A 19,845-nucleotide genomic window follows, 5' to 3' on the forward strand; every position below is an offset into this window, starting at 1 on the left:
GCAGTTCGAAAAGTAATATGTTTGAAGAACACCAACCCTGTGAATTTTGGGCAGCTTTCGTGAGACTCGACCATTGGCCAACCGAAGCTGGCCAGACTCCACCCCAGCAGGCAAGCCACCAGGATGGGCTTGACGATGGTGGTCCACTTGATTTTTGAAATCGCACCGCTGCGGCGCTCTGTTCCATCGCATGCTACGCATGGGCCTTTTTTTGCACGCCTGTAAAAAGGACGTTGTCCGTGGTACGTCTCAGGCAAGGCGTGAAGTCGCCATGAATCGGCATTCGTTTTATGACCTACAAGGCCGCGTGTCCGGACGCGCAGGGCGGTGGGCCATGCCGAGCTTGGTCTACAAACCCTTGTCGAAATCAGCCCCTCACGCTCTCATCGCCCGCCACGTTGAGGCGACGGCAGCCATAGGCTGTTCACTGACAAGACTCACTGTTCAGGCGCAGTACGATATGAACTGGTACAACTTTAGAAAAAATCCAGCATGAACGAACTCGTCAAGCTCCTCCAGCAAATTGCCGCCATGGAAAAACAAGCGGTCCAGCTGCAAAAACAAAACCGGCCCGCCGTGCTAGCCCAGTTGCGCGAACAGATGGCTGCCTACGGCATCACGGCCGAAGAGCTGAGCCGTCCGGCTCCCAAAGCCAGGGCCAAGGCGCCCCCGGCCAAACCGGTTAATCCGGTGAAGGGCAAAAAGCCCGTCGTGTCCTCGCCAGCCAAGTACCGCGGACCCCAAGGCCAGTCGTGGACCGGCCGGGGAACCGCGCCCAGGTGGCTCAACGACCTGGTGGCAGATGGCAAAACCCGAGAAGATTTTTTGATCCGCAATGATGACGCGGCAGCTTCTAGCAGCGCAACCCCAGAGTAAAAGAGCAGGCGGCTTGGATGGGGGTGCCTTTCATGCATCGCGCCAAACTTGCTTGCCATGGGAAAACTGTGCAGGTATGCGACGGTGGGCAAAACAGTTGGATTTGCGTTGCAGTTCCAGCCATGGCAACATGGCTCAATCCGGCCGAGATCGCGGTGTTTGAATAAAAAACTGATACTTTAAAATGAGCTCGGGGATAGTGGTGCATTAAACATAATTCTTGGAACCGCCCAGGCTTACAGAGTTCATCTTCCACGAAATAGGTTATGTTAAATAACTACTTCTGATACGGTGTACTTAAGCTCGCGAGATGAGCTATGCTGTAACCATTTGAAACTCTGAGTTTCAGGAAGCCTGCTGAGCTCCTAAAGGCTAGTCATTGGTACCTCTTCGAGGCGTGGTGTAGGCTTTCACTAGAAAAATGGTTCAATTCTTTAACGTTCACTGCCATCAACTGACATTGCAGCCCCGGCTGCACGGCGTCTGTGCGGGGTATGAGTCTGGAAAGTGGCGCTCCGACCAGCTTTCTCGCTACCTAATGGAATGGTTGCCCGAGTTTTCTCTGTCGTACACAGAACGCAAGTCCATCAACGACACCAACTCCGTGGCGCAGATCCGCAAGGCGGCACAAATTGTCTATGACACGGACAAGTACGACAAGCGTGGAGAGTTTGGTGAACTCCTCCTTCACGCCTTGATGCGCGAATCTATGGGAACCGAGCCCGCGATCAGCAAGATTTTCTTCAAAGACGCTGTCAATTCCACTGTCAAAGGGTTTGATTCGGTGCACGTACTCGACACACCAAAAGGCCTCGAGCTCTGGATCGGTGAGGTCAAATTCTACAAAAGTATAACCAAAGCGATTTCTGATGTGATACCTGAGCTTGAAGCCCATTTCAAGGATGACTACCTCCGTAAGGAATTTATCCTCATCACTGGCAAGCTCGATCCACACTGGTCAGGTACCGGTCGGGTGACTGACCTGCTGCATCGAAACAGATCCCTTGATGAGGTTGTTACCTCCATCGTTGTACCCGTGTTGTTGACATACGACAGCGCCACAACGAAAGGCTTCACAGAAGCATCGGCCGCATACAAGGCAGCTCTTGAAGCAGAACTTCAAGATAACCACAGAAAGTTCGTTGCCAAGAATACGGTGTCGAAGGTCCGCATTGAGCTTTTCCTCTTCCCTATGGCGGATAAAAGCGACCTTCTGATTCGTCTGAACAAACGCCTGCAAGCAGCTAGAGATCTATGAGCTACAAGGAACTGCGTGCGACCCTCGATGAGACTGACCACGACAAATCGTTCGACGCATTCGCCTTCCTCGGGAAGCTATCTAGTTTCACTTCATTGGCGACTGATGAAGACCAAATGCAGCTTGCGCGCGAGTTGCTCATCCGCGTTCTCGACCGTGAAGCTATGTTCGAGCCGTACTCACTGATAGTTCAGACGCTGTTGCGGACAGTTGGCCTTTTTCCGTACCTTGACGCTAATAAATCGGGGGTGGCTACGCTTATCGCGACAGAGGCTCACCGGCCGGATGCTATGCCCAAGGACATTGTGTTCACGACGAAGCAGGCCGAGGTGTATCGAACCTTGATGGCGGGGCGGAACGTGATCCTGAGTGCACCGACCAGCTTCGGGAAAAGCCTCATCATCGATGCGATAATCGCCAGCGACCGTCACAACAACATCGTCGTCGTTGTGCCTACGCTGGCTCTCGTTGACGAAACGCGTCGACGCCTAATGAGATTTCGTGATCGCTACAAGGTGATAACCCACCTCAGTCAAAAACCAGCCCAACGGAATATCTTTCTTCACACGCAGGAGCGCGTAGTCGAGAACACCCAGATCGAGAACATCGACTTCTTCGTGATCGACGAGTTTTACAAGCTCCAGATTGACGAGGGCCAGACTGACGAACGGGCTGTGCTCCTCAACCATGCGTTCTACCGACTCGCGAAGCAGGCCAAGCAGTTCTACATGCTCGGACCCAATATCAACGAATTGCCGGACGGCTTCGGCGCGAACTACAACTGTACCTTCATCCGCACTGACTTCAGCACGGTTGCATGTGATACCCATCTAGTGCCTGCCGGCAGTGATGCGAGTACCCGCTTAAAAAATTTGGTCCCGCAGTTGTCCGGGCCAACCTTGGTCTTTAGCGGATCCGTCAAAGGTGCAAGGGTACTGGGCAAGGCCGTTGCCGAAGTGCTCAACAAGTTCGAGCCGAGTGAAATGTTGCAAGACGCCATAGAGTGGCTCAGCAAGAACTACAGCCCCAAATGGGGCTTAGTACAATCGTTGAAAAGAGGGGTAGGTACACATCACGGAAAGCTGCCGCGCTCTGTTGCTCAGATGCTCGTGCGACTTTTCAACCGTGGACACTTGGACTACCTTGTCTGCACTTCAACGTTAATTGAAGGTGTCAACACTGCAGCACGTAACGTAGTGGTCGCCGACAACAAAATCAGCAATCGAAAATATGACTTTTTCACTTTCAACAACATCCGAGGCCGTTCTGGAAGGATGTGGCAGCACTTTGTTGGGCATGTATACCTGTTTAACGACCCTCCTCAGTCGAAACTGGAGTTTGTTGATGTCCCCGTCTTCACCCAGAACGGCAATGCTCCAGATGCGCTACTGATCCAACTTGATGAGGAAGACCTCTCAGACATAGCAACAAAACGAATGCGACAGATCTGGGAACAGGATTTTGTGACACTCGAGACCATCAAGGAGAACGCAGGACTGGAGCCTTGGGGGCAGATCAACCTTGCGCGCGAAATAACAGAAAACATTGATCAGCTTGGCCCTATGTTGTCATGGTGTGGTATGCCCAATTACGATAACCTAAAAATTGTGTTCGACCTCGCATGGCGACATCTGGGTGGGCGCAGCGGTGCTGGAGTGAATACTGCGGCTCAACTCACCTATCGAATTAATCAATACCGCAGCCAACCAAGCTACACGGCTCAGCTTCGCGAAGCTATTAAGGGGAAGTCCGGGGATGAGGCAGATGAGGCTCTTGAGACGTTTTTGGAGTTCGCGAGGCAGTGGGTCAACTTTAAAGCCCCGCGTCTGATGGGTGCGGTCAACCGAATTCAGGCCGAGGTTCTTCGGCGGCATTCCTATACGCCTGGAGACTACGCATTCTTCTGCGGTCAACTTGAATCAATGTTCATGAGTCCTGTTATCACCGCTCTAGAAGAGTATGGAGTTCCGATTCAACTTGGCGAACGCCTTATGCCAATTTTGGGCGCTCCAGATACGCTGGACGACGCTCTCGCGGCTCTGGCAAAGCGGTGGCCCGAAGACATTGTCGGAATTTCCCGCTTCGAACGGGCGCTTATCCGACCGCTGTGTCGTACAGATGTACCCGATCAAATCAGCGTAACTTGACCAACCTGTACAAGGCATACACTGCCACTGAAGCGGTAAATCTAATATGTGGCTGAAGGCAAAGATTTATGGAACCGCTGCTTTTGCCTGCGACGGAAGGACCGCAATCAGTTGCAGGCGTCATTTAGTTCAGCCGCCGTGCATTTCCGCAAGTGGCAGATCAGTGCGCGCATACACAGCCTTTGATTGATTGTGCTTTTTTTCTTTACTTCAATACCATCCAGTAACCGCCCTTTTGCGGGCCGACATGTTTTAATTTTCCGTCCTTGACCAACCGGGCGCTGGCGCGCTCCACGGCGCTGAGCGATTTTTCAATCTCTGCTGCGACTTCGGCCAGCGTCATGGAGGGGTTGGCCGCCAGGCATCGCAATATTTCTGCCGGCGTTTTGACCGGCACTTTGACCGGCGTTTTCACCAGCGCGCCTACCGGCGTTTTAGGCGGATCAACCACCTCAGGAAACGCAAACTCGACCCAAAACCCCGCGCTGTCGCATTCAAACCGTGGCGCAGGCGTGCCTTGCGCTTTACAGGCGTTGCGAATCAGGTCAATGCCGCGCCCCCAGGATTCGATCTTGCCAGCGACAAACAGCACATTGGCCACATCTGGGTTGGCAGGCTGCGACGCATGCTTAGCGAGCAGGCGGTCCAGCGACCAGTCGGGCGGCAGCTGGCCAGGGTTCCATAGCATGAGTTTGTGGTCATACACGCTGACTTGCACCGGGATGCCGGCCGCATAGTCCTTATGCGCGATGGCATTGATCAGCGCTTCGCGCAAGGCCGCCTCGGGCACCGGCAAGCGCTCGAGCCGCTGTGAGCCTTGGTACGAAATGCCCGCCCGCAGGTATTTGGTCAGCAGCAAGTCGAGCGCTTTTTCCACCTGTGCGACCAAGTCGCCCTGGACCACGTCATGAAAGAGCAAGTCCGAGTCGGTGCGAAAAAACCCGATCTTCACACAAGCGCCAGTGGTGAACTTCTCGGGGTCCGCATGAAACAGCAGCGTCGCTGCGCGCTTGAGATAAGGCCCTTCGAGCAAGTGCAGTTTTTCGATCAGCAAGGCATCGCTGTCGGCGGCAGACGCAGCACTCAGGCGTCCGCTTTGCGCTGCCAGCTTTCGAAAGGCCTGGAGCGCTGCCGAATCAAGGTCTTTCACACCAACGTGCAGCATTGGCACGCCGTCCCAGTGCCGCCCGAGCTTGCGCAGCAAAAAGCGGTCCAAGGCCGCCCCCTTGAGTTCTTGCTTGGTGCTGCCGCTGCGCAAGTGGTATTCACCCTTGTAGCTGATCGGGCTGGGGTACGGATCGACCTCGATTTCCAGCCAGTCAAGTCCCGCTTGCGAGTGCAGGTTGACCGCCACCACGATGCCCAGGATGTCGCGCACCTTGTTCGGTATGTCCTCCAACAGCCGGGCAGCATTGTCGATGCCAACCACTTCGCCCTGGTCGTTCTTGCCGATCACCAGCGTGCCGCCCTCGGCATTGGCAAAGCCGCAAATCCACCTCAGGTACTCATCGCGCCAGGATTGCTTCCATTCGGTGTTCTGGCTTTCTTTCATACTAGGCGAATGCTGCCAGTCAGCAGCCCTTGCATCATCTCTTTGTCAAGGCCGCATATCTTTTTAGGGCAAGCTTGGAACACGGCGTAGCTAGCAAACACCGTAGACACGCTGCACTTCTTGTAGCGGCCAGGGTTCATGCAACCGCGCAATCTGCCGCCGGCTTGCCCGAAGGATGAATAGAGGCCTGATTTTTTAATGACCATGAGATGTATTTGATTGAAAAGCCAGTCCGTGCTCAAAGGCAGTGCAGACCACACTAATAACAACGTTAAAGCGATGCCAGGTGCAGCAGTTCGGCTTTAAAGCTGCTTAGCGGTGCCTTTTAGGATGAAATCCTTTGTAGGTTGAGAGAAAAAGTATTCATTGAGAATACGAGCCTACCGCGAGCCGTCCGAGGAATGAACCAGACGTATTTCTCCATGCGCCTTTTCTGAACTGGGCGTGCTGCCTTTGCGGCCGCCATTCAACAGGTTCAGCATGAGGTTAAAGGTCAGTGCATCGATTTCCTCAATGGGAATGAGCAGTTCACCGGCCACATCAAACTTCGAAACGCCCTCCTCGCGCAGCGCCTTGAACACCTTTTCAAGGATCAACGACTTCTCGTGGCTGGCCTCTTCGGGCTCCTTGGTGCGATAGCCCGCCTCGGCCAGTTGAATGCACAGCGTCCGGTAAACCCAGTCCGACGTCATCCCCAGCGCATGGAGCCGGTAATTCAAAGCGGCGACCGAAACTTTCCAATAGTGTTTTGCGCGCACCAATCCGGGCAGGGTGGCCACACGCGGGGCGTTGGCCAACACGCTCTTTCTGGGCATCAAAAACGCCGAGGCAAAAGCATTGGCTTCGCGCTCCAACTCGGGCCCCTGCGTTTGCCCGTGGCGATGCAGGGCCAGGTGCCCGAGTTCGTGCGCAGCATCGAACCGGCAATGCTCGGCCGATTTGTACGTGTTGAGGAACATGAACGGCTTGCCGCCATGCCACATCGAAAACGCGTCGACCTCCTTGGCATCGACCGCCAGCGAAAAAACGCGCACCCCCTTGGACTCTAAAAGGGTGATCATGTTTTTGACAGGCAACTCGCCCAGGCCCCAGTGCGACCGGAATGCCTCGGCCGCCACTTCCGGGCCATTGGCAGTCGATTTCGAAGGAAAGGCAGTTTTCTCTTCGTAAGCTTCGCGCCGCGACGGGTCTGTCAAAACGCCTGGCTCGCGGCCCAGATCGGGAAGGTTCGGCTCGGGCAGGTTGAATTTTTTTTCCAGCCATTCATTGAGCAGCAAACCAATCGAGCCTGATCCCAACGCCGAATCACGTTGGCGCGCGCTCATTTTTGACATGGAGCGAAAGCTCGCGATGTCCATAGTTAGCTCTTCAGGATCGGCTGCATAAAAAAACGCTTGCGGAAAATTCAACGCTTTCGTCATCCGCTGAACGTTGGAGAGCTCGGGCTCCTGGTCACCCTTTTCATAGGCCGATACCGAGCGCTCGCTCACGCCCATGCTTTCGGCAATCTCTCGCTTGGTCAGGCCTCGCCGGCGCCTAGCCAGCGAAAACCGCTTGGGATTGAACATTCAGAGCCTAAGCTACCTTGCGAGTGACCACAATGTCGTCTTCGGGAATCTGGGGCATCGACATTGGCATGGGATCGTTGTCCAGCGAAATGGCGCCCAGCAAGATGCGCTCGGACCATCCAGTTACAAAGCGCTCGGTGTCATCAAAGCCGTTGGGACGCGACAACTCCAGCCGAATTGCGTTTGCGCAGCGGTGGTGCAGCAGTATCCAGGTATCTGTTGGGACAATGCTCTCTGGCGCGGCAGGGACTGTTTCGGGAAAAAGATCAGCCGTTTGGTTGTCCTTGACGGCCTTGGCCGTGCGCGGGCCTTTTTCACTTTTGTTCGATGGAACGCGCAGCCGGTCGCCCGTCGCTTCATTGCCAGAGGCCACAGCAATGCTCATGTTCAATTTTGGATTGAAGACCAGCTCGTAGTTGCCTTCATTTCGCACTTCCCAACCGCGAGGCGCCAAAAAGTCGCGAAGCGCAGCGACCGTCTCAGCCGTCAAAACACCGTAACGAAAAAGAAGCGGATGGTGCGATGTCAGGCGCGCAAAGTACATATGGGCCTGAACCATCGCATCGGTCAGCACCTGTCGGTCCAAATCAAGGCTCGCCAAGCGGGCATCGACGGTATGTGGTTCATCGAAAATGATAGTGGCGAGCATGGAAAGCTTCCTGAATAGACTTCCGGTAATCTTACCGCAATTGAGGTTTAGAAACCGGAAGCCTGCTGCCTAAATACGCACCATCTATTTTGAGCAAGCGCAGTACCGGTTGACGGTAGCCAGTAAGGCACCCCAGTGCTCTGCAGTCTTTGCCAGCCTCGCGCCGCCTTTACTTCGCCAGCCTTTTTTCTCTGGCAGCAGCTGAATTTATGATGCGGGAATATAAATAGCTGCGCTATTGCGCTCTTATCGTGCGGCGCGACATTGCAGAATTTCGTTAAATCAGAAATTCGCTCAGCAACTCCGGGTAACCCTAATCCGTCCGCACTGCTTGGCACACCAAAGATCGCTGCTGTAGGCCTCAAGCGGCACGAAATGTATGCAGCAACATGGTGGCCTCTGGTTGAATTGTTCCGTTATCCTCAAGCGACCCGCCCCGTGTCAGAAAAGGTAACCGACCCATGCCCTCCTCGCTTGCCGAGCCATCCCTGACGACCGCAATGCCTGCCGACGCCGGTTTGGTCCCTGCCGCTGACACGATTTTCCCGCATCCCGAGGGCTTTGCCCTGCTTCGCCTGGTGCTCATCGACTCCCTGAGCCCGGGGCGGATCGTGGAACTCCCACTGGCCGGCGGTGCAGTCCTGACCGGCCGCAACGGGCGGGGCAAGACCTCCCTGCTGCAGTTGCTCTTGCTGTTCTACGGGGAAAGCCCGAACCGCATCGTCACTGCCGAGGCCGGGCGCGAGACCTTCACCGGCTACTATCTGCCGCGCACCACGTCGTACCTGGCGTTCGAGTACCAGCGCCATGGCGGCCACAAGCGCATGGTGGTCGCGTATGCCGACAAGTCCGGCGAGCGCGTGCTGTACCGCTTCATCCGCAGCCACTTTGACGTGTCCCAGTTCATCCGCGCTGACGGCGAGTTCGTCAAGGTCCCGGACTTTCGCACCCACCTGCAGACGCACGGCTTTCAGTGCTCGGAGCGCCAGATCGAGTCGCAAAGCGACTACCGCAACATTATCCAGGGCATTCCGGGCAATTCCACCGACAAGCAGCACCAGCTCTACCTGCGCCAGCTCACCCAGGACTACGCCTTCACGACCACCAGGCAGCCGCTGCGCCAGATCGAAAAGATCGTCAGCGGCATGTTTCGCCGCAAGACCAACTTCGAGGACCTGCAAAGCATGGTGATCGACTGCGTGGCCGACGAGATGGCGTCGCACGCCATTTCCGGCGACCGGCGCAAGATTGAGGACTGGCCCCGGGGCTACAAAGCCTATGCTGCCGTCATGGCGCTCGAGCCCAGGATGCAAGCGGCTGAACTCGCCGAAAGCCAGTTGCAGGCGGCCGAACTGGCGCTGGGCGACATTGGCGCTAAGTACCGCAGCTTGGGCCTGCATTTGGACGAGCAAGCCAATCAAGCATCCAAAGCCATGCGCCAAGTCGAGGAACAGGCGCAGGAAGAGGAAAAAGGATTTCAGCAGCAGCGCCAGCAAATCACCGCCGAGAAAGCTACCACGCAGCGCCAGGCCGAATTCGCCGAGCAGCAGGCAAGCGAGCTTCAGCGTCAAGCGCAAGCTTATGCGCAAGAAGGCATCGAAGCGCTGGACGCGCGGGTGCGCCAGGCGCCGGCGCTGCGTAGCGAGCGGCCGCTTCTGGAAACCCGGCGCCAGGCCTTGCTTGGCGCGCAGTCGGACATCGCCGGGCGCTACGAGCGGCTCAAGCAGATCGAAAAGGACGCGCACAACGGCTTTCGCGACGCCGAGCAAGCCCGCCGAAACCAAGCCACGAAGGCGTGCGAGCTCGATCTGGCCGAACTGGCAACAGCGCAGGATGCGGCCGAGCAGCTGATTCAATCGGAATTGGCAGCAGCGCGCGCGCCGCTGGACCAGGCCGTCCAGACCGCCAACAGCGAGCACGGCCGCTGCCAAAGCGGCGTGGAGCATCCCGCGCCCGATGCCGCCATCGCCACCCTGGTCGAGTGCAAGCGCGATGCGCTGGACGCGGCGCGGCAAGCCGCCAGCGTGGTCGACGAGCAGCGCCGGGCACTAGACGATCTTCAGCGCAAGGCGCTGCAAGCGTTCCTGGACCGCGAAAGCGACGTGTCCGCAGCCAGCCGGCAGCTTGACAAGGCACAAGCCGAACTCGACGCCAAGCGCCTGGAACTGGCACCGCCCGAAGGCACGCTGCTGCACTTCCTGCGCCAGGAGCACCCGCGCTGGTCGCTGGACATCGCCAAGGTCCTGCGCGGCGATATGCTCGGACGCACCGACCTGGCGCCAGCACTGAACGAGCCCGAGGGCACGCTGTACGGCTTGTCGCTCAATCTCGAGCGCCTGGACGCCCATCCTGCCTCCGATGTACGCAGCGCAGAGCTCGATGTCGAGCGGGGGCAAACGCGTGTGAAGGAAGCAAGCCAGGTGCTCGGGCAAGCCCGCGCCCGCCTGGCCCAGGCGAACGACACACGCATTGCAGCCGAGAAGGCCTGCCAGCTGCACCAGCAGCACACGCAAAAGGCCAAAAATCAGGCGCAGTCGGCAGCGGCCGAACTGGAAGAAGCCAAAAGGCAGCTGGAGGTGAGCCGGGCAGAAGCACTGGCGGCAGCCCGGCAGCGCCTGGACAGCGCCAGGCTGTCTCTGGACAATGCCCGGCAAGCGCTCAGGCGGTTTGACGAGGCGACTAGCGCCGAAGCCGCCAAGGTGCGCACCCTGCATGCGCAACAGCGCCAAGCGCGCCAGCTGCAGCGCGATGCCAAGGTCCAGCGGATCGATGCGGCCGTGGCCCGCCAGGAAGCCGAGCTGGCCCAAAAACTAGCAGGGTATGACAGCGAGCGAGATGAAGCGCTTATGGCCAACGGGGTCGACCCGGCCAGGCTCGCCGCCATTGACCGCGAGATCGATCGGATCCAGACCGAACTGAGCGCCATTGGCATCTTTATCGAGCGCGTGCAGGAATGGCGCTTTTGGAAAGAGCATCAGTGGCCTGCGCTGCAAGAGCGCTTGGACGAAGCGGCCCAGGCACGGCAAGCCGAGCAGCAGCGCATTGCCACCATTGCCCGGATCGACAGCCAGTGGACAACCCGCAGCCATCAGTTGCAGCAAGAGATCGGGCAATTCAGGGCAACCCTTGCGAGCAGTGCCGAGCAGCGCAGGCTCGTGCAAGGGCGCCTGGACAGCCTGCAGGGCTACCCCGAGGTGTGCGTTTCGGCCTACGACGCGTCCTGGACGTTCGATGCCTTGTGCGGGCTGGCGAACCAATACGTCCAGGACACCGTGCGCCTGGGCGGCAGCATCCGCCGCACGATCTCCGACGTGGCCTTGGGCTTTCGACTGCACCAGGGCACGCCGCCCGAGCAGTATTTGCAGTCGGCACTTAGCACGCTGTCGCCCGCGCCCAGCCGGGAATGGCTGGCGCCACTCAAGGCCTGGTTTGCCACGGCGCACCATGAATACCGGCGCATCCTCCTGATGCAGGCCGTGAGCATTGCCAGCGAAGTCAATGCGTTTCACCGCACGATGGAAGAATTTCACCGCCGCGTCCAGCAGTTCAACCGCGAGCTGCAAGAGCACCTCGACACCAGCCTGGCCTTCGAATCCATTTCCAAAATCAGCGTCGAGGTGGTCTCGACCATCCGCGAGCTCCAATACTGGCCGGCGATTTGCGAAATGGCCGAGGCCCACCGCGCCTGGGCGGGCAGCAGCACGACTGCCTTGCCGCCGCCAGAGTTTGCCCAGACCATTGAGAGGCTGCTCGAGCACTGGGAGGTCAAGACCGGCATCCGCGCCGACCTCAAGGGCCTGATCCGCATCCAGGGCGAGGTCACCGAAAACGGCAACCGCCGCGTCTTCAAACGGGCCTCAGACCTGGAGGCCGTCTCATCGAACGGGCTGTCGTACCTGGTGCTGGCAACCATTTTTGTGGCCTTCATCAACCGCATTCGCCGCAATGCCCAGGTCAACATCATCTGGGCGCTCGATGAACTCAAGGACTTGGATGGCGGCAATGTCGTCGGCCTGATCGAGCTGCTCAAGCGCAACAACATCACGCTAGTGTGCGCCTTTCCCGACCCGGACCCGGACACGATGGCGCTGTTCCGGCACCGCTTCACGGTCGAGCCCGATCGGCGCCTGGCCGAAGTGCGGGTGGCGTTCGGTGAATTTGGCGCGCCCGATACCCTGGAGGCATCAGACGCCGATCACGCAGCCGATGCGCTGGAGGTGGACCATGTTTGAGCGGGTGGTGCAGTCGCTGCTGTCGGGCCAGTTCGTCTGCCCGGTCTCGGACCATGAAGGCTTTTCCTTCCTGAGCGAAGCGGGCAGCCACCAGGCGGTCAATGCCTACCTGGGAAAAATCGGGCTGCACCTGGCCGCCACGCGCCACGGCGGCGCCTATTTTGCCGCCCACAACGCCATCGGCGGGCCCGAGCGCAAGGCGGCCCGGGAGGTGTTCACCGACATCAAGCAAACGCTCAGGCCCCTGGTGAGCTTTCTCGACCTGGTCATGCGCGCCATGCAAAGCGACGACCTGCTAGCCGTGGGCACGCCGATCGAGGTCAACAAGCTCATGGCGGCGATCGACGCCAACCCGAGCTTTCGAAGCGACCTGCAAACACTCGCTGGCCAGCTCAAGGTCCAGGCCGACGGCACCGACCGTACGCGGCTGGACAAGGTGCTCAAGAGCTTTCACGAAAAGGGCTACCTGTTGCTCTCCAACCCCGAGCGCGAGATCTACCAGGTCACTGGCAAGATCGAGTTCATCCAGGAGGCGATCGAATTCCTGATGGAGCATGACGCCATCCGGGATGACAGTGATGGCAGTGGCGGCTCAGAAGGTGGCAGCGGCGATGGCAGCCACCAGGGCCGCAGCGCGCAAGAGGCGCTGCTGTGAGCCAAAGCGTCGCGAGCATCGTGGCCTACCTCGAGCTGCTCCATGCCAACCGGCACCTGGTCGCCGCGGCCTACAGCCATGGTGGCGTGGCGCTGGACGAGGACAACCAGCGCAGGGTCCGCCAGCTGCAGCAGCAGCGGGTGCTGGTGCCCTACCTGCAGGACGATTTCCGGCTCAGTCCAAGCCTGGGCCGCCACCTCGACGAGGTGTTCCAGCGCCAGCGCAGCTATGCGGTGGGCGCCAACTTTGGCGAACTGGTCCACCGCCTGGAGCAGCTGCTCGGAGAGTACGTCAGCGCCAGCCATGAAGGCCGGTTGGAGGACCAAGGCGAGTATCAGTCGGAGTTTGACATCGGGGTGTTCGAGCTCGCGGCCCTGGTGGGCGATGAACTCCTCGGCTTGCGCGTTATCACGGAAAACCAGTTTGCCAACGTCAGCACGCTGGCCGAGAAACGGCGGCAAAACGAGTTTTACCTGGGCCGCGCCGAGAGAATCGGCGAGACGCTGGCGCTGCTCGAAGGCGAAAGCCTGCTCGGGACTCTGGCGGGCGCATCCATGCTCAAGCCCTTGCTGGAGGTCTTTCGGCACCAGGTGCTCAACCGCCTGCCGCAGTGGCGGGCCACCCACATGGACATCACGGCCGTGCTCAAGGCCTATTTGTACCGACTGCGCCAGGTCGAGCCCAATGCCCGGCGCATCCGCGCCTTCGCACACTTCCTGAGAAAAACCCCCGACTACCAGCCGCCCGAAGCCGAAAGCCTGCAGGCGCTGCCGGCTTGGTCGTCGCGCTTTGCCGGGCTGCGCCTGAAAGTTCACCCCGACCTGGCGTTGTCCAGCACCCGAGAGGCGCTCGCGGACACGGCCAAAAGCATTGCCTCGGCGAAAATCAGCATCGCCCGGCAGCGCCTGGCAGGACGCCTGCTCGAGGGCGGACTTGACAAACCTGTGCGCTTTATCAGCCCCAAACCGGTGCAGCTGGCCTTTGGCCGCTACTTGCTTGAGGCCAGTGCGGCGGCGATGCCCTTGTCGGCGGTCGGCTGGAAGCGCCAGCAGCGCGATTTGGGCAGTCTGGACGAGGACGCCTGGCTGCTCTACGCCCTGCACGCGGTGGACCTGTTGGGAAATAGACTCCAGGGGCGCGGACACCGCCTGCAGGTGGAGCGGCGCCAAGCGCCTGCCAGCCACGCGCGCTCGGGCAACCTGGTGGTGACGGACCTGGCGGTATGGAAAAAGGATTGATTCTGAGCTTGCTGCGGGTGTACCACAGCGACAAGCCACGGCAGGCAGCGACGGTGAGCCTCACGCAGTTCGTGGACGACTACAACATCGGCCAGCGCGTGGGCGCCTCCTTGGCGTTCTCGGCGGCCGACCGGGAGGCGATCGGCCAGTTGCTGCTGAGCGCCGAAGGCATCGATGCGGCAACGACCCAGCCCGGACAGTGGAATGGCCTGAGCCGAACGGCCAGCTTGGCGCATGGCGGCAACGAGAAGATGACGGATGCTGCTGTGCGGCGGGATCGGGTGGCCATCAAGGCTTTGCCCGCTAGAAGCCTACTGCTGGACGGGCAGCGCATCGCGCTGCCCCTGGGCGCCAACCTGGACCTGGCCTGGCCCTGGGTGGCGGCGCATTGCGGGCACACGTCTGCCTTGTTGGTGGAGAACTGGGAAGCGTTCGAGGCCGTGCACCAGGTCACGTTCGATCTGTCCCGCGCCGGGGACAACCCGCTGGTGGTATTCCGGGGAAGTCCGGTCTACCGGCCAGACCATGCGCTGGCCCTGCTGGAGGCGTTAAGGCTGCCGGTGTTTGCCTTGGTGGACTACGACCCGGCCGGCTTGGCCATTGCCCAGGGCCTGCCGCATTTCGCCGGGCTGATGGCGCCGCCCCTGGCAGAACTCGAGAATGGCTTGAGAGCCTGTACCAACCACGCCCGCTACCGCAGCCAGCTCGCCCAGACGCAAGCCATGCTCGATAGTGCGGCGCATCCGGAAATTGCGGCTAGCTGGAAGGTGCTGCAGGCGCACGGAAAGGCCCTGCCGCAGGAGTATTTTTTGATGCCGAAGGCCGGCTGACGCCGAGTTCAGAGTCTATGCGCCGTACGTGTTGCGCTGCTCGCGCGCATGAGTTGGCGATGCAATCGGTTTACCGTATTGCGTTGTGGCGCCGCTTACCGGGTAAATGTCAAGTCGGCTGTCAGATCTCAGGCGCAACGGGGCCAACCTAGCGTTCACGGTGGCTGTCAAGGAAGTCTGGCTTGAAGTGAAGTGAAGTGAAGTGAAGTGAAGTGAGTCAAGCTACTTTTTGCGTGTGTTTCGAAGCTGCTTGATGTGTGAGGTTTCTGGGTTGAGGTGAACGGGGCCTGGGTAATGCACCAGCGTGGTGAAGTCCCGAATGACGTCCCCCGTTTTTCAAACAGTTCTAAACTGGAGTTGGGCGGTTTTTTGGTCATCCCCCAGCAATTAGGGGCAACCCGGAGAAAATCAGCCCTGAGTTGATAACACCCTCTAAGCTATCCTTCGCTATCAGGCAGGTCTGAAACGTGCATATCGATGGCCTTAAGTAGCTCTTCTGAATCTTTTTCGCACCTTTGACCTACCATGCGCGCTACGAGTTCTCGCTCGATAAAGTACTGATAGAGCTCTACTAATCGATGAAGTGAAGCATTATTTAACTTCAGCGTATCCGTAGCAATTCCATTTGACTCCATACGCCCTCGCACGAGGTGAAGTATCAAATACATAGCACTTGACAAATGAACTTTTTTGGTCTGTTCCGAAGATTGAAAGAGCTCAATTACGCGCAGATCGCGACCAATTTGATGAAGAATTGGGTTAGCCAGTGAAGTGGGCATGGCTGCTTCATAACTTTTGTCAGCAATGTGTCTTGAAAGTTCTTCAAGGTTGGTAGCTGGAATGTTGCTCATAAATTAAGCCTTTTATTTGTAGGACGACTCGTAATGCTACTCTAAGTCTGTAGACTTAAAAGCATCATAAATTGAAGCTACGGATCCATGAGGGATCACAAAGCGACAATTGAATCAGCTAGACATCGGCTCGCCAGACATCTTCGCGCACTTCGTGCTGCAAAGGGACTTTCGCAGGAAGCTTTGGCAGATCTTGCCGAGCTTCATAGAACATATGTCGGCTCGATTGAGCGGCGGGAAAGAAGTGTGTCGCTCGACAATATCGAGCGCTTGGCTATGGCGCTGACGGTTGATATCAGCGAACTGCTCAAGCCATAGCAATTTCACAGCAGTACGGATTTTCGTTGTTCCGGGCCGAAAAACTTCAGGTAATACCACCTGACTCAGTAAAAATAACGCCCGTCTTTGCTTCAGGAAGCCGCGCCCAAAACGCGTTACCGCAGTCGGCCCGATGCTATGGCATCGATCGCAGCTATTAACAGCTGCAGGCTGCACCTGGCACGCGGCCCAGCAAGGGCTGCACGGTTTCGCCGCACAAAATCGGTGGTAATTCAGTATCGAGGAAAACTAGCCTGGTCTTCTCTCACCTCGACAGCCAACAAGAAGCACGGCTAGGAGTCTGGGCGCCAGAAGGATTTCAGCAAACCCGTCTTTTGCCATAAATCACCCAAAGTTCGCTGGGCTACGGTGAACGTGTCTGTCAACGGGAATGCGGGTGGTGATGTGAGCGGCATTGAGCACCTGCAAAGAGCGTCTGCTGTGCGTATTCGCGGCGCTCTTGCCTTAACTACCCTGCATCGCCCCCATTCTGCGCAAGTTGAGCGCCAGGCAAACGAGCTTGAACTCGGCTTTTACCTTCGCCAAGCCCCGCATACTGAACTGGCGAAACCCCAGAACGTTCTTGATCCAGCCGTTGGGCGGCTCGGCAATCCACTTGCGTTTGCGGTAGTCTTGCTTGGCCTGCTCGGTCTCGAACTTGGCGGCCATCGCCACCGTGTGCGGGTGACGCGACACTAGCTTGACAGCCGCCGCTGTTCGGCTCACTGAAGGTCGAGCGCTTGCACGGGCAACGCTTCGTGACCCGGCGCCAGGCCAAGGATGAAACCATCGCGTGGCTGCTCTGGTACAACAAAGCCCGGCTGCATTCAACGCTGGCTTACGTCAGCCCGATGCAGTTCGAAAGCGAATGGCTTGCAAGGCAAGCCAACTCATGAGCTCGGTTATGGGATACGCAATCCAGGGGTAAGGTCACTGGCAAGTACGGGCGACATGGATATTCTGGCGGGCCTGTTAGGGCATTCCAATATTGAGTGCAGCCAGCGCTACGCGGACGTGCAGCCCAGTGTTCTGTACGCGATGTTTGCAGACGCTATTTAGTTGACCGATAACTGGATAACGGTTAATATATGTAATGTCAATCCAATCATTTAGTTGTTCCGACACGCAGGCGCTATTTACCGCAGGCAAGTCTGCGCGATTCGTCAACATCAAGAAGGTGGCCGAGCGTAAATTGGCTCAACTGGATGCTGCGCCATCGATTGCATTCATGGGTTCGCCGCCAGGTAACGATCTAAAAGAGTATGACGGAGCTTGGCATGTGCGGATAAATGGGCAATGGCGATTGATATTTAAATGGGGCGAGAGCGGTCCGTTTGATGTGCGGATAGATGACCCTCATTGAGAACAAATTTGAAGGAGCTAAATCATGTTTAAGAATGGAATGCGGCCAGTACACCCTGGCGAAGTTCTTCAAGAGGACTACCTAAAGCCCTTGGGACTCAGCGTTAATGCGCTTGCGAAGGCGTTGGGCGTTCCCACGTCGCGCATGAACGACATTGTGAAAGAGCATCGTGGGGTTTCAGCAGATACGGCGTTGCGCCTTGAGCGTTACTTTGGTTCGGATGCGCAGGGTTGGTTAAACATGCAAACTGCTTATGACCTCAAGACCCCGGGTGTCAGAATTGTTGTCGCATCCAATTCTTTGATGGCTAACTGCCCGACAGCTTCATTTCATGACCAGAACACCGCATTCACATCACTCTCCCGAATTCAAAGAGCAGGCACTGCTCAAAGCCAGGCATCGCGGAACGCGTTCCGTTATCAGCGTTGCCGGCGAGCTCAACATGTCCGCCGGCACGCTCAGGAAGTGGCTGCAAAGCGCAAGCAAGAAAACTGGCACGACAGCCCACCCGGTGCCCGCTGCAACTGCTGTACTGGACGGCCCAGCGTCTGCCTGGTCGCCCGCACAGCGTTTGATGGCGTTGCAGCAGAGCTACGCACTGGACGACATGGCCCGGGCCGGCTGGTGCCGCGAGCATGGCGTGTTCGAGCATCAGCTGGTGCAGTGGCACCAGGAGTTTTGCACGCCTGCCGTGCCCGCTTCACGCGAGGCGAGCGGCGCCTTTCGCGAGTTGCAGCGCCAGCACGATCAGTTGCAGCGAGAGCTGCGGCGCAAGGAAAAGGCGCTGGCCGAGGTGGCTGCCTTGCTGGTGTTGCAAAAAAACTTCCAGGCGCTGTTGGAGGGCGCGGACACATGAGGTCCGTCCAGCAGCGCCAAACCTTGCTTGGTCTCATTGATCAGGCCTGCGCCGATGGCGCCCGCCGGGACGTGGCCTGTCGCCAAGTGGGCCTGTCATGCCGCAGCGTGCAGCGCTGGCAACGCTCTGGTGTGGCCGAGGGCGACCAGCGCCCATCGGGCAAGCGGCGCTACGTGCGCCCTGCCAACCGTTTGCGCGAGGACGAGCGCCAAGCCGTGATGGCCACGCTCAACAGCGAAGCGTTCAAGGACTTGCCGCCCAGCCAGATCGTGCCTCGCTTGGCCGACACAGGCGTGTATGTGGCGTCCGAGTCCACGATGTACCGAATACTTCGACAGCAGGGCCAGCTGGCCCACCGGCGATCAGAGCGTGCAGCGCAAAAGCGCAGCCGCCCGCGCGCCCTGGCCGCGACCGGGCCCGATCAGGTGTTCTGCTGGGATATTACGTATCTGCCGACCCAGGTGCGCGGCCAGCATTTTTATCTGTACCTGTTCGAGGATCTGTTCAGCCGCAAGATCGTCGGCTGGCAGGTGTTTGACTGCGAAAGCGCCGCTCTGGCCAGTCAGTTGCTGACCGACATCTGCCTGCGCCAGGGTATCGTCCCGGGCCAGCTGACGGTGCATTCGGACAATGGCGCGCCGATGAAGGGCGAAACCATGCTGGCCACCATGCAGCGCCTAGGGGTGGCACACACGCGAAGCCGGCCATCCGTGAGTAATGACAATCCGTACATCGAATCAGCGTTCAGAACCCTGAAGTACCGCCCCGAGCTGCCCGTCAAACCGTTTGAAAACCTGCTGGCCGCAAGGCGCTGGGTCACCGAGCTGGCGCACTGGTACAACCACGAGCATCGCCACAGCGCCATCGGCTTCGTGACGCCGGCGCAGCGCCATGCCGGCCTGGACCGGGCCCTGCTTGAGGAGCGCGCGCTCGTCTATGAACGGGCCCGCCAGGAAAATCCCCAGCGCTGGTCAGGACAGGCTCGCCAGTGGACGCATGTCGATGTCGTTCACCTCAACCCAGAAACCCCACAAATCAAGGAGCTTCGAAACACGCAAAAAGTAGCCTGACTCACTTCACTTCAGGCGACAACTTCCTTGACAGCCACCGAAGATAGCTCAGAAGGTTAGTGCGAAGACCATTGCCAAGGCCATTGTGCCCATGGCACTTGCTGCATGAGCACACAAAAGGACTACTTGCAAGCCACCAAAAAGGCTTTGAGGGCGAAGACATGGGATGCCCTGGCAGAGATGGCGGGTGTGGCCCCGCGTGCGCTTAAAACGTACCGGATGCCCGATGACTCTGGTGAGTACCGGGGGATGCCAAACCCCGTGAAAAAGGTGTTTGATTTGTTGCTTGAAAAGAATTCAAAAAAGAATGTCGAGTAGCGCGTACAATAGTACGCAATGCGTACTATTGTACGCGCAGGTGAACACACTATTTCAAGGAAAA

At 58.3% G+C, this 19,845-nt stretch carries 18 protein-coding genes and 3 pseudogenes; 14 read left to right on the top strand and 7 right to left on the bottom strand.

All coding sequences use genetic code 11. The features are described 5' to 3' along the window. Positions 1–257: hypothetical protein (locus H4V98_RS19415; protein ID WP_280757874.1), on the bottom strand; the 257-nt coding region annotated here is incomplete at its 3' end. 235 nt (positions 258–492) lie between these two features. On the opposite strand from H4V98_RS19415, the gene H4V98_RS19420 reads away from it, so the two are divergent. The 3 genes from H4V98_RS19420 (at position 493) to H4V98_RS19430 (ending at position 4,281) form a co-directional block, all read left to right on the top strand. Beyond that, positions 493–876 carry an H-NS histone family protein gene (locus tag H4V98_RS19420; protein WP_196865137.1) on the top strand — a complete coding sequence of 128 codons (384 nt, stop codon included), beginning with the start codon at positions 493–495 and terminating at the stop codon, positions 874–876. Between the two features lie 421 nt (positions 877–1,297). Further along, positions 1,298–2,134 (top strand): DUF1837 domain-containing protein, encoded by an 837-nt coding sequence (locus tag H4V98_RS19425; protein ID WP_280757875.1) that lies wholly within the window; start codon positions 1,298–1,300, stop codon positions 2,132–2,134. Then, entirely contained in the window at positions 2,131–4,281 is a 2,151-nt protein-coding gene (locus tag H4V98_RS19430) for a DEAD/DEAH box helicase (RefSeq protein ID WP_196865072.1), read from the top strand. Before H4V98_RS19425 ends, H4V98_RS19430 begins: the two co-directional genes overlap by 4 nt. Positions 4,282–4,486: 205 nt before the next feature. Here H4V98_RS19430 and H4V98_RS19435 read toward each other — a convergent pair whose 3' ends face one another. The 4 genes from H4V98_RS19435 to H4V98_RS19450 form a co-directional block, all read right to left on the bottom strand. Then, the gene (locus H4V98_RS19435) at positions 4,487–5,833 is read right to left on the bottom strand and encodes an ATP-binding protein (RefSeq protein WP_196865071.1); all 1,347 of its coding nucleotides are present in this window, start codon (positions 5,831–5,833) and stop codon (positions 4,487–4,489) included. Then, entirely contained in the window at positions 5,830–6,039 is a 210-nt protein-coding gene (locus H4V98_RS19440) for a hypothetical protein (protein WP_196865070.1), read from the bottom strand. Before H4V98_RS19440 ends, H4V98_RS19435 begins: the two co-directional genes overlap by 4 nt. Positions 6,040–6,213: 174 nt before the next feature. Then, positions 6,214–7,401 (bottom strand): XRE family transcriptional regulator, encoded by a 1,188-nt coding sequence (locus H4V98_RS19445; protein ID WP_196865069.1) that lies wholly within the window; start codon positions 7,399–7,401, stop codon positions 6,214–6,216. Positions 7,402–7,408: 7 nt separating this feature from the next. Next, the gene (locus H4V98_RS19450; RefSeq protein WP_196865068.1) at positions 7,409–8,050 is read right to left on the bottom strand and encodes a hypothetical protein; all 642 of its coding nucleotides are present in this window, start codon (positions 8,048–8,050) and stop codon (positions 7,409–7,411) included. Positions 8,051–8,511: 461 nt separating this feature from the next. On the opposite strand from H4V98_RS19450, the gene H4V98_RS19455 reads away from it, so the two are divergent. The 4 genes from H4V98_RS19455 to H4V98_RS19470 are packed head-to-tail and all read left to right on the top strand — an operon-like array spanning position 8,512 to position 15,005. Next, positions 8,512–12,282: an ATP-binding protein gene (locus H4V98_RS19455; protein WP_196865067.1), complete on the top strand. Its 3,771-nt coding sequence runs from the start codon at positions 8,512–8,514 to the stop codon at positions 12,280–12,282. Continuing rightward, positions 12,275–12,937, top strand: coding sequence for a hypothetical protein (locus tag H4V98_RS19460; protein WP_196865066.1), 663 nt, complete (start codon positions 12,275–12,277; stop codon positions 12,935–12,937). Before H4V98_RS19455 ends, H4V98_RS19460 begins: the two co-directional genes overlap by 8 nt. Further along, positions 12,934–14,175 (top strand): hypothetical protein, encoded by a 1,242-nt coding sequence (locus H4V98_RS19465; RefSeq protein WP_196865065.1) that lies wholly within the window; start codon positions 12,934–12,936, stop codon positions 14,173–14,175. The genes H4V98_RS19460 and H4V98_RS19465 overlap by 4 nt, the downstream gene beginning before the upstream one ends. After that, a complete protein-coding gene (locus H4V98_RS19470; protein ID WP_196865064.1) occupies positions 14,160–15,005 on the top strand; it encodes a hypothetical protein in 846 nt (281 codons plus the stop codon). Before H4V98_RS19465 ends, H4V98_RS19470 begins: the two co-directional genes overlap by 16 nt. Before the next feature lie 437 nt (positions 15,006–15,442). Here H4V98_RS19470 and H4V98_RS19475 read toward each other — a convergent pair whose 3' ends face one another. Then, positions 15,443–15,856: a hypothetical protein gene (locus H4V98_RS19475; protein WP_196865063.1), complete on the bottom strand. Its 414-nt coding sequence runs from the start codon at positions 15,854–15,856 to the stop codon at positions 15,443–15,445. An 87-nt stretch (positions 15,857–15,943) separates the two neighbouring features. Here H4V98_RS19475 and H4V98_RS19480 point away from each other — a divergent pair, with 87 nt between their 5' ends. Further along, positions 15,944–16,174 carry a helix-turn-helix transcriptional regulator gene (locus H4V98_RS19480; RefSeq protein ID WP_196865062.1) on the top strand — a complete coding sequence of 77 codons (231 nt, stop codon included), beginning with the start codon at positions 15,944–15,946 and terminating at the stop codon, positions 16,172–16,174. Between the two features lie 465 nt (positions 16,175–16,639). On the opposite strand, the pseudogene H4V98_RS19485 reads toward H4V98_RS19480, so the two are convergent. Then, a pseudogene (locus H4V98_RS19485) lies at positions 16,640–16,867 on the bottom strand (transposase); the annotation flags it as partial. Positions 16,868–16,887: 20 nt separating this feature from the next. Between H4V98_RS19485 and H4V98_RS19490 the strand changes: the two are divergent. From H4V98_RS19490 to H4V98_RS19515, 6 genes and pseudogenes are all read left to right on the top strand, one after another. Beyond that, a pseudogene (locus H4V98_RS19490) lies at positions 16,888–17,070 on the top strand (IS3 family transposase); the annotation flags it as partial. A 197-nt stretch (positions 17,071–17,267) separates the two neighbouring features. Then, on the top strand, positions 17,268–17,537 hold the full coding sequence (locus H4V98_RS19495; protein WP_196865061.1) for a type II toxin-antitoxin system RelE/ParE family toxin: 270 nt from the start codon (positions 17,268–17,270) through the stop codon (positions 17,535–17,537). Positions 17,538–17,561: 24 nt separating this feature from the next. After that, a pseudogene (locus H4V98_RS19500) lies at positions 17,562–17,801 on the top strand (HigA family addiction module antitoxin); the annotation flags it as partial. Between the two features lie 67 nt (positions 17,802–17,868). Continuing rightward, positions 17,869–18,393 carry a transposase gene (locus H4V98_RS19505; protein WP_280757920.1) on the top strand — a complete coding sequence of 175 codons (525 nt, stop codon included), beginning with the start codon at positions 17,869–17,871 and terminating at the stop codon, positions 18,391–18,393. Then, complete coding sequence (locus H4V98_RS19510) at positions 18,390–19,463, top strand: IS3 family transposase (RefSeq protein ID WP_280757921.1); 1,074 nt, start codon at positions 18,390–18,392, stop codon at positions 19,461–19,463. The genes H4V98_RS19505 and H4V98_RS19510 overlap by 4 nt, the downstream gene beginning before the upstream one ends. 105 nt (positions 19,464–19,568) lie before the next feature. After that, on the top strand, positions 19,569–19,781 hold the full coding sequence (locus H4V98_RS19515; RefSeq protein WP_196865059.1) for a hypothetical protein: 213 nt from the start codon (positions 19,569–19,571) through the stop codon (positions 19,779–19,781). Positions 19,782–19,845 lie beyond the last annotated feature (64 nt).

The organism is Polaromonas sp. CG_23.6, from assembly GCF_029892315.1.
Taxonomy (GTDB): domain Bacteria; phylum Pseudomonadota; class Gammaproteobacteria; order Burkholderiales; family Burkholderiaceae_C; genus Polaromonas.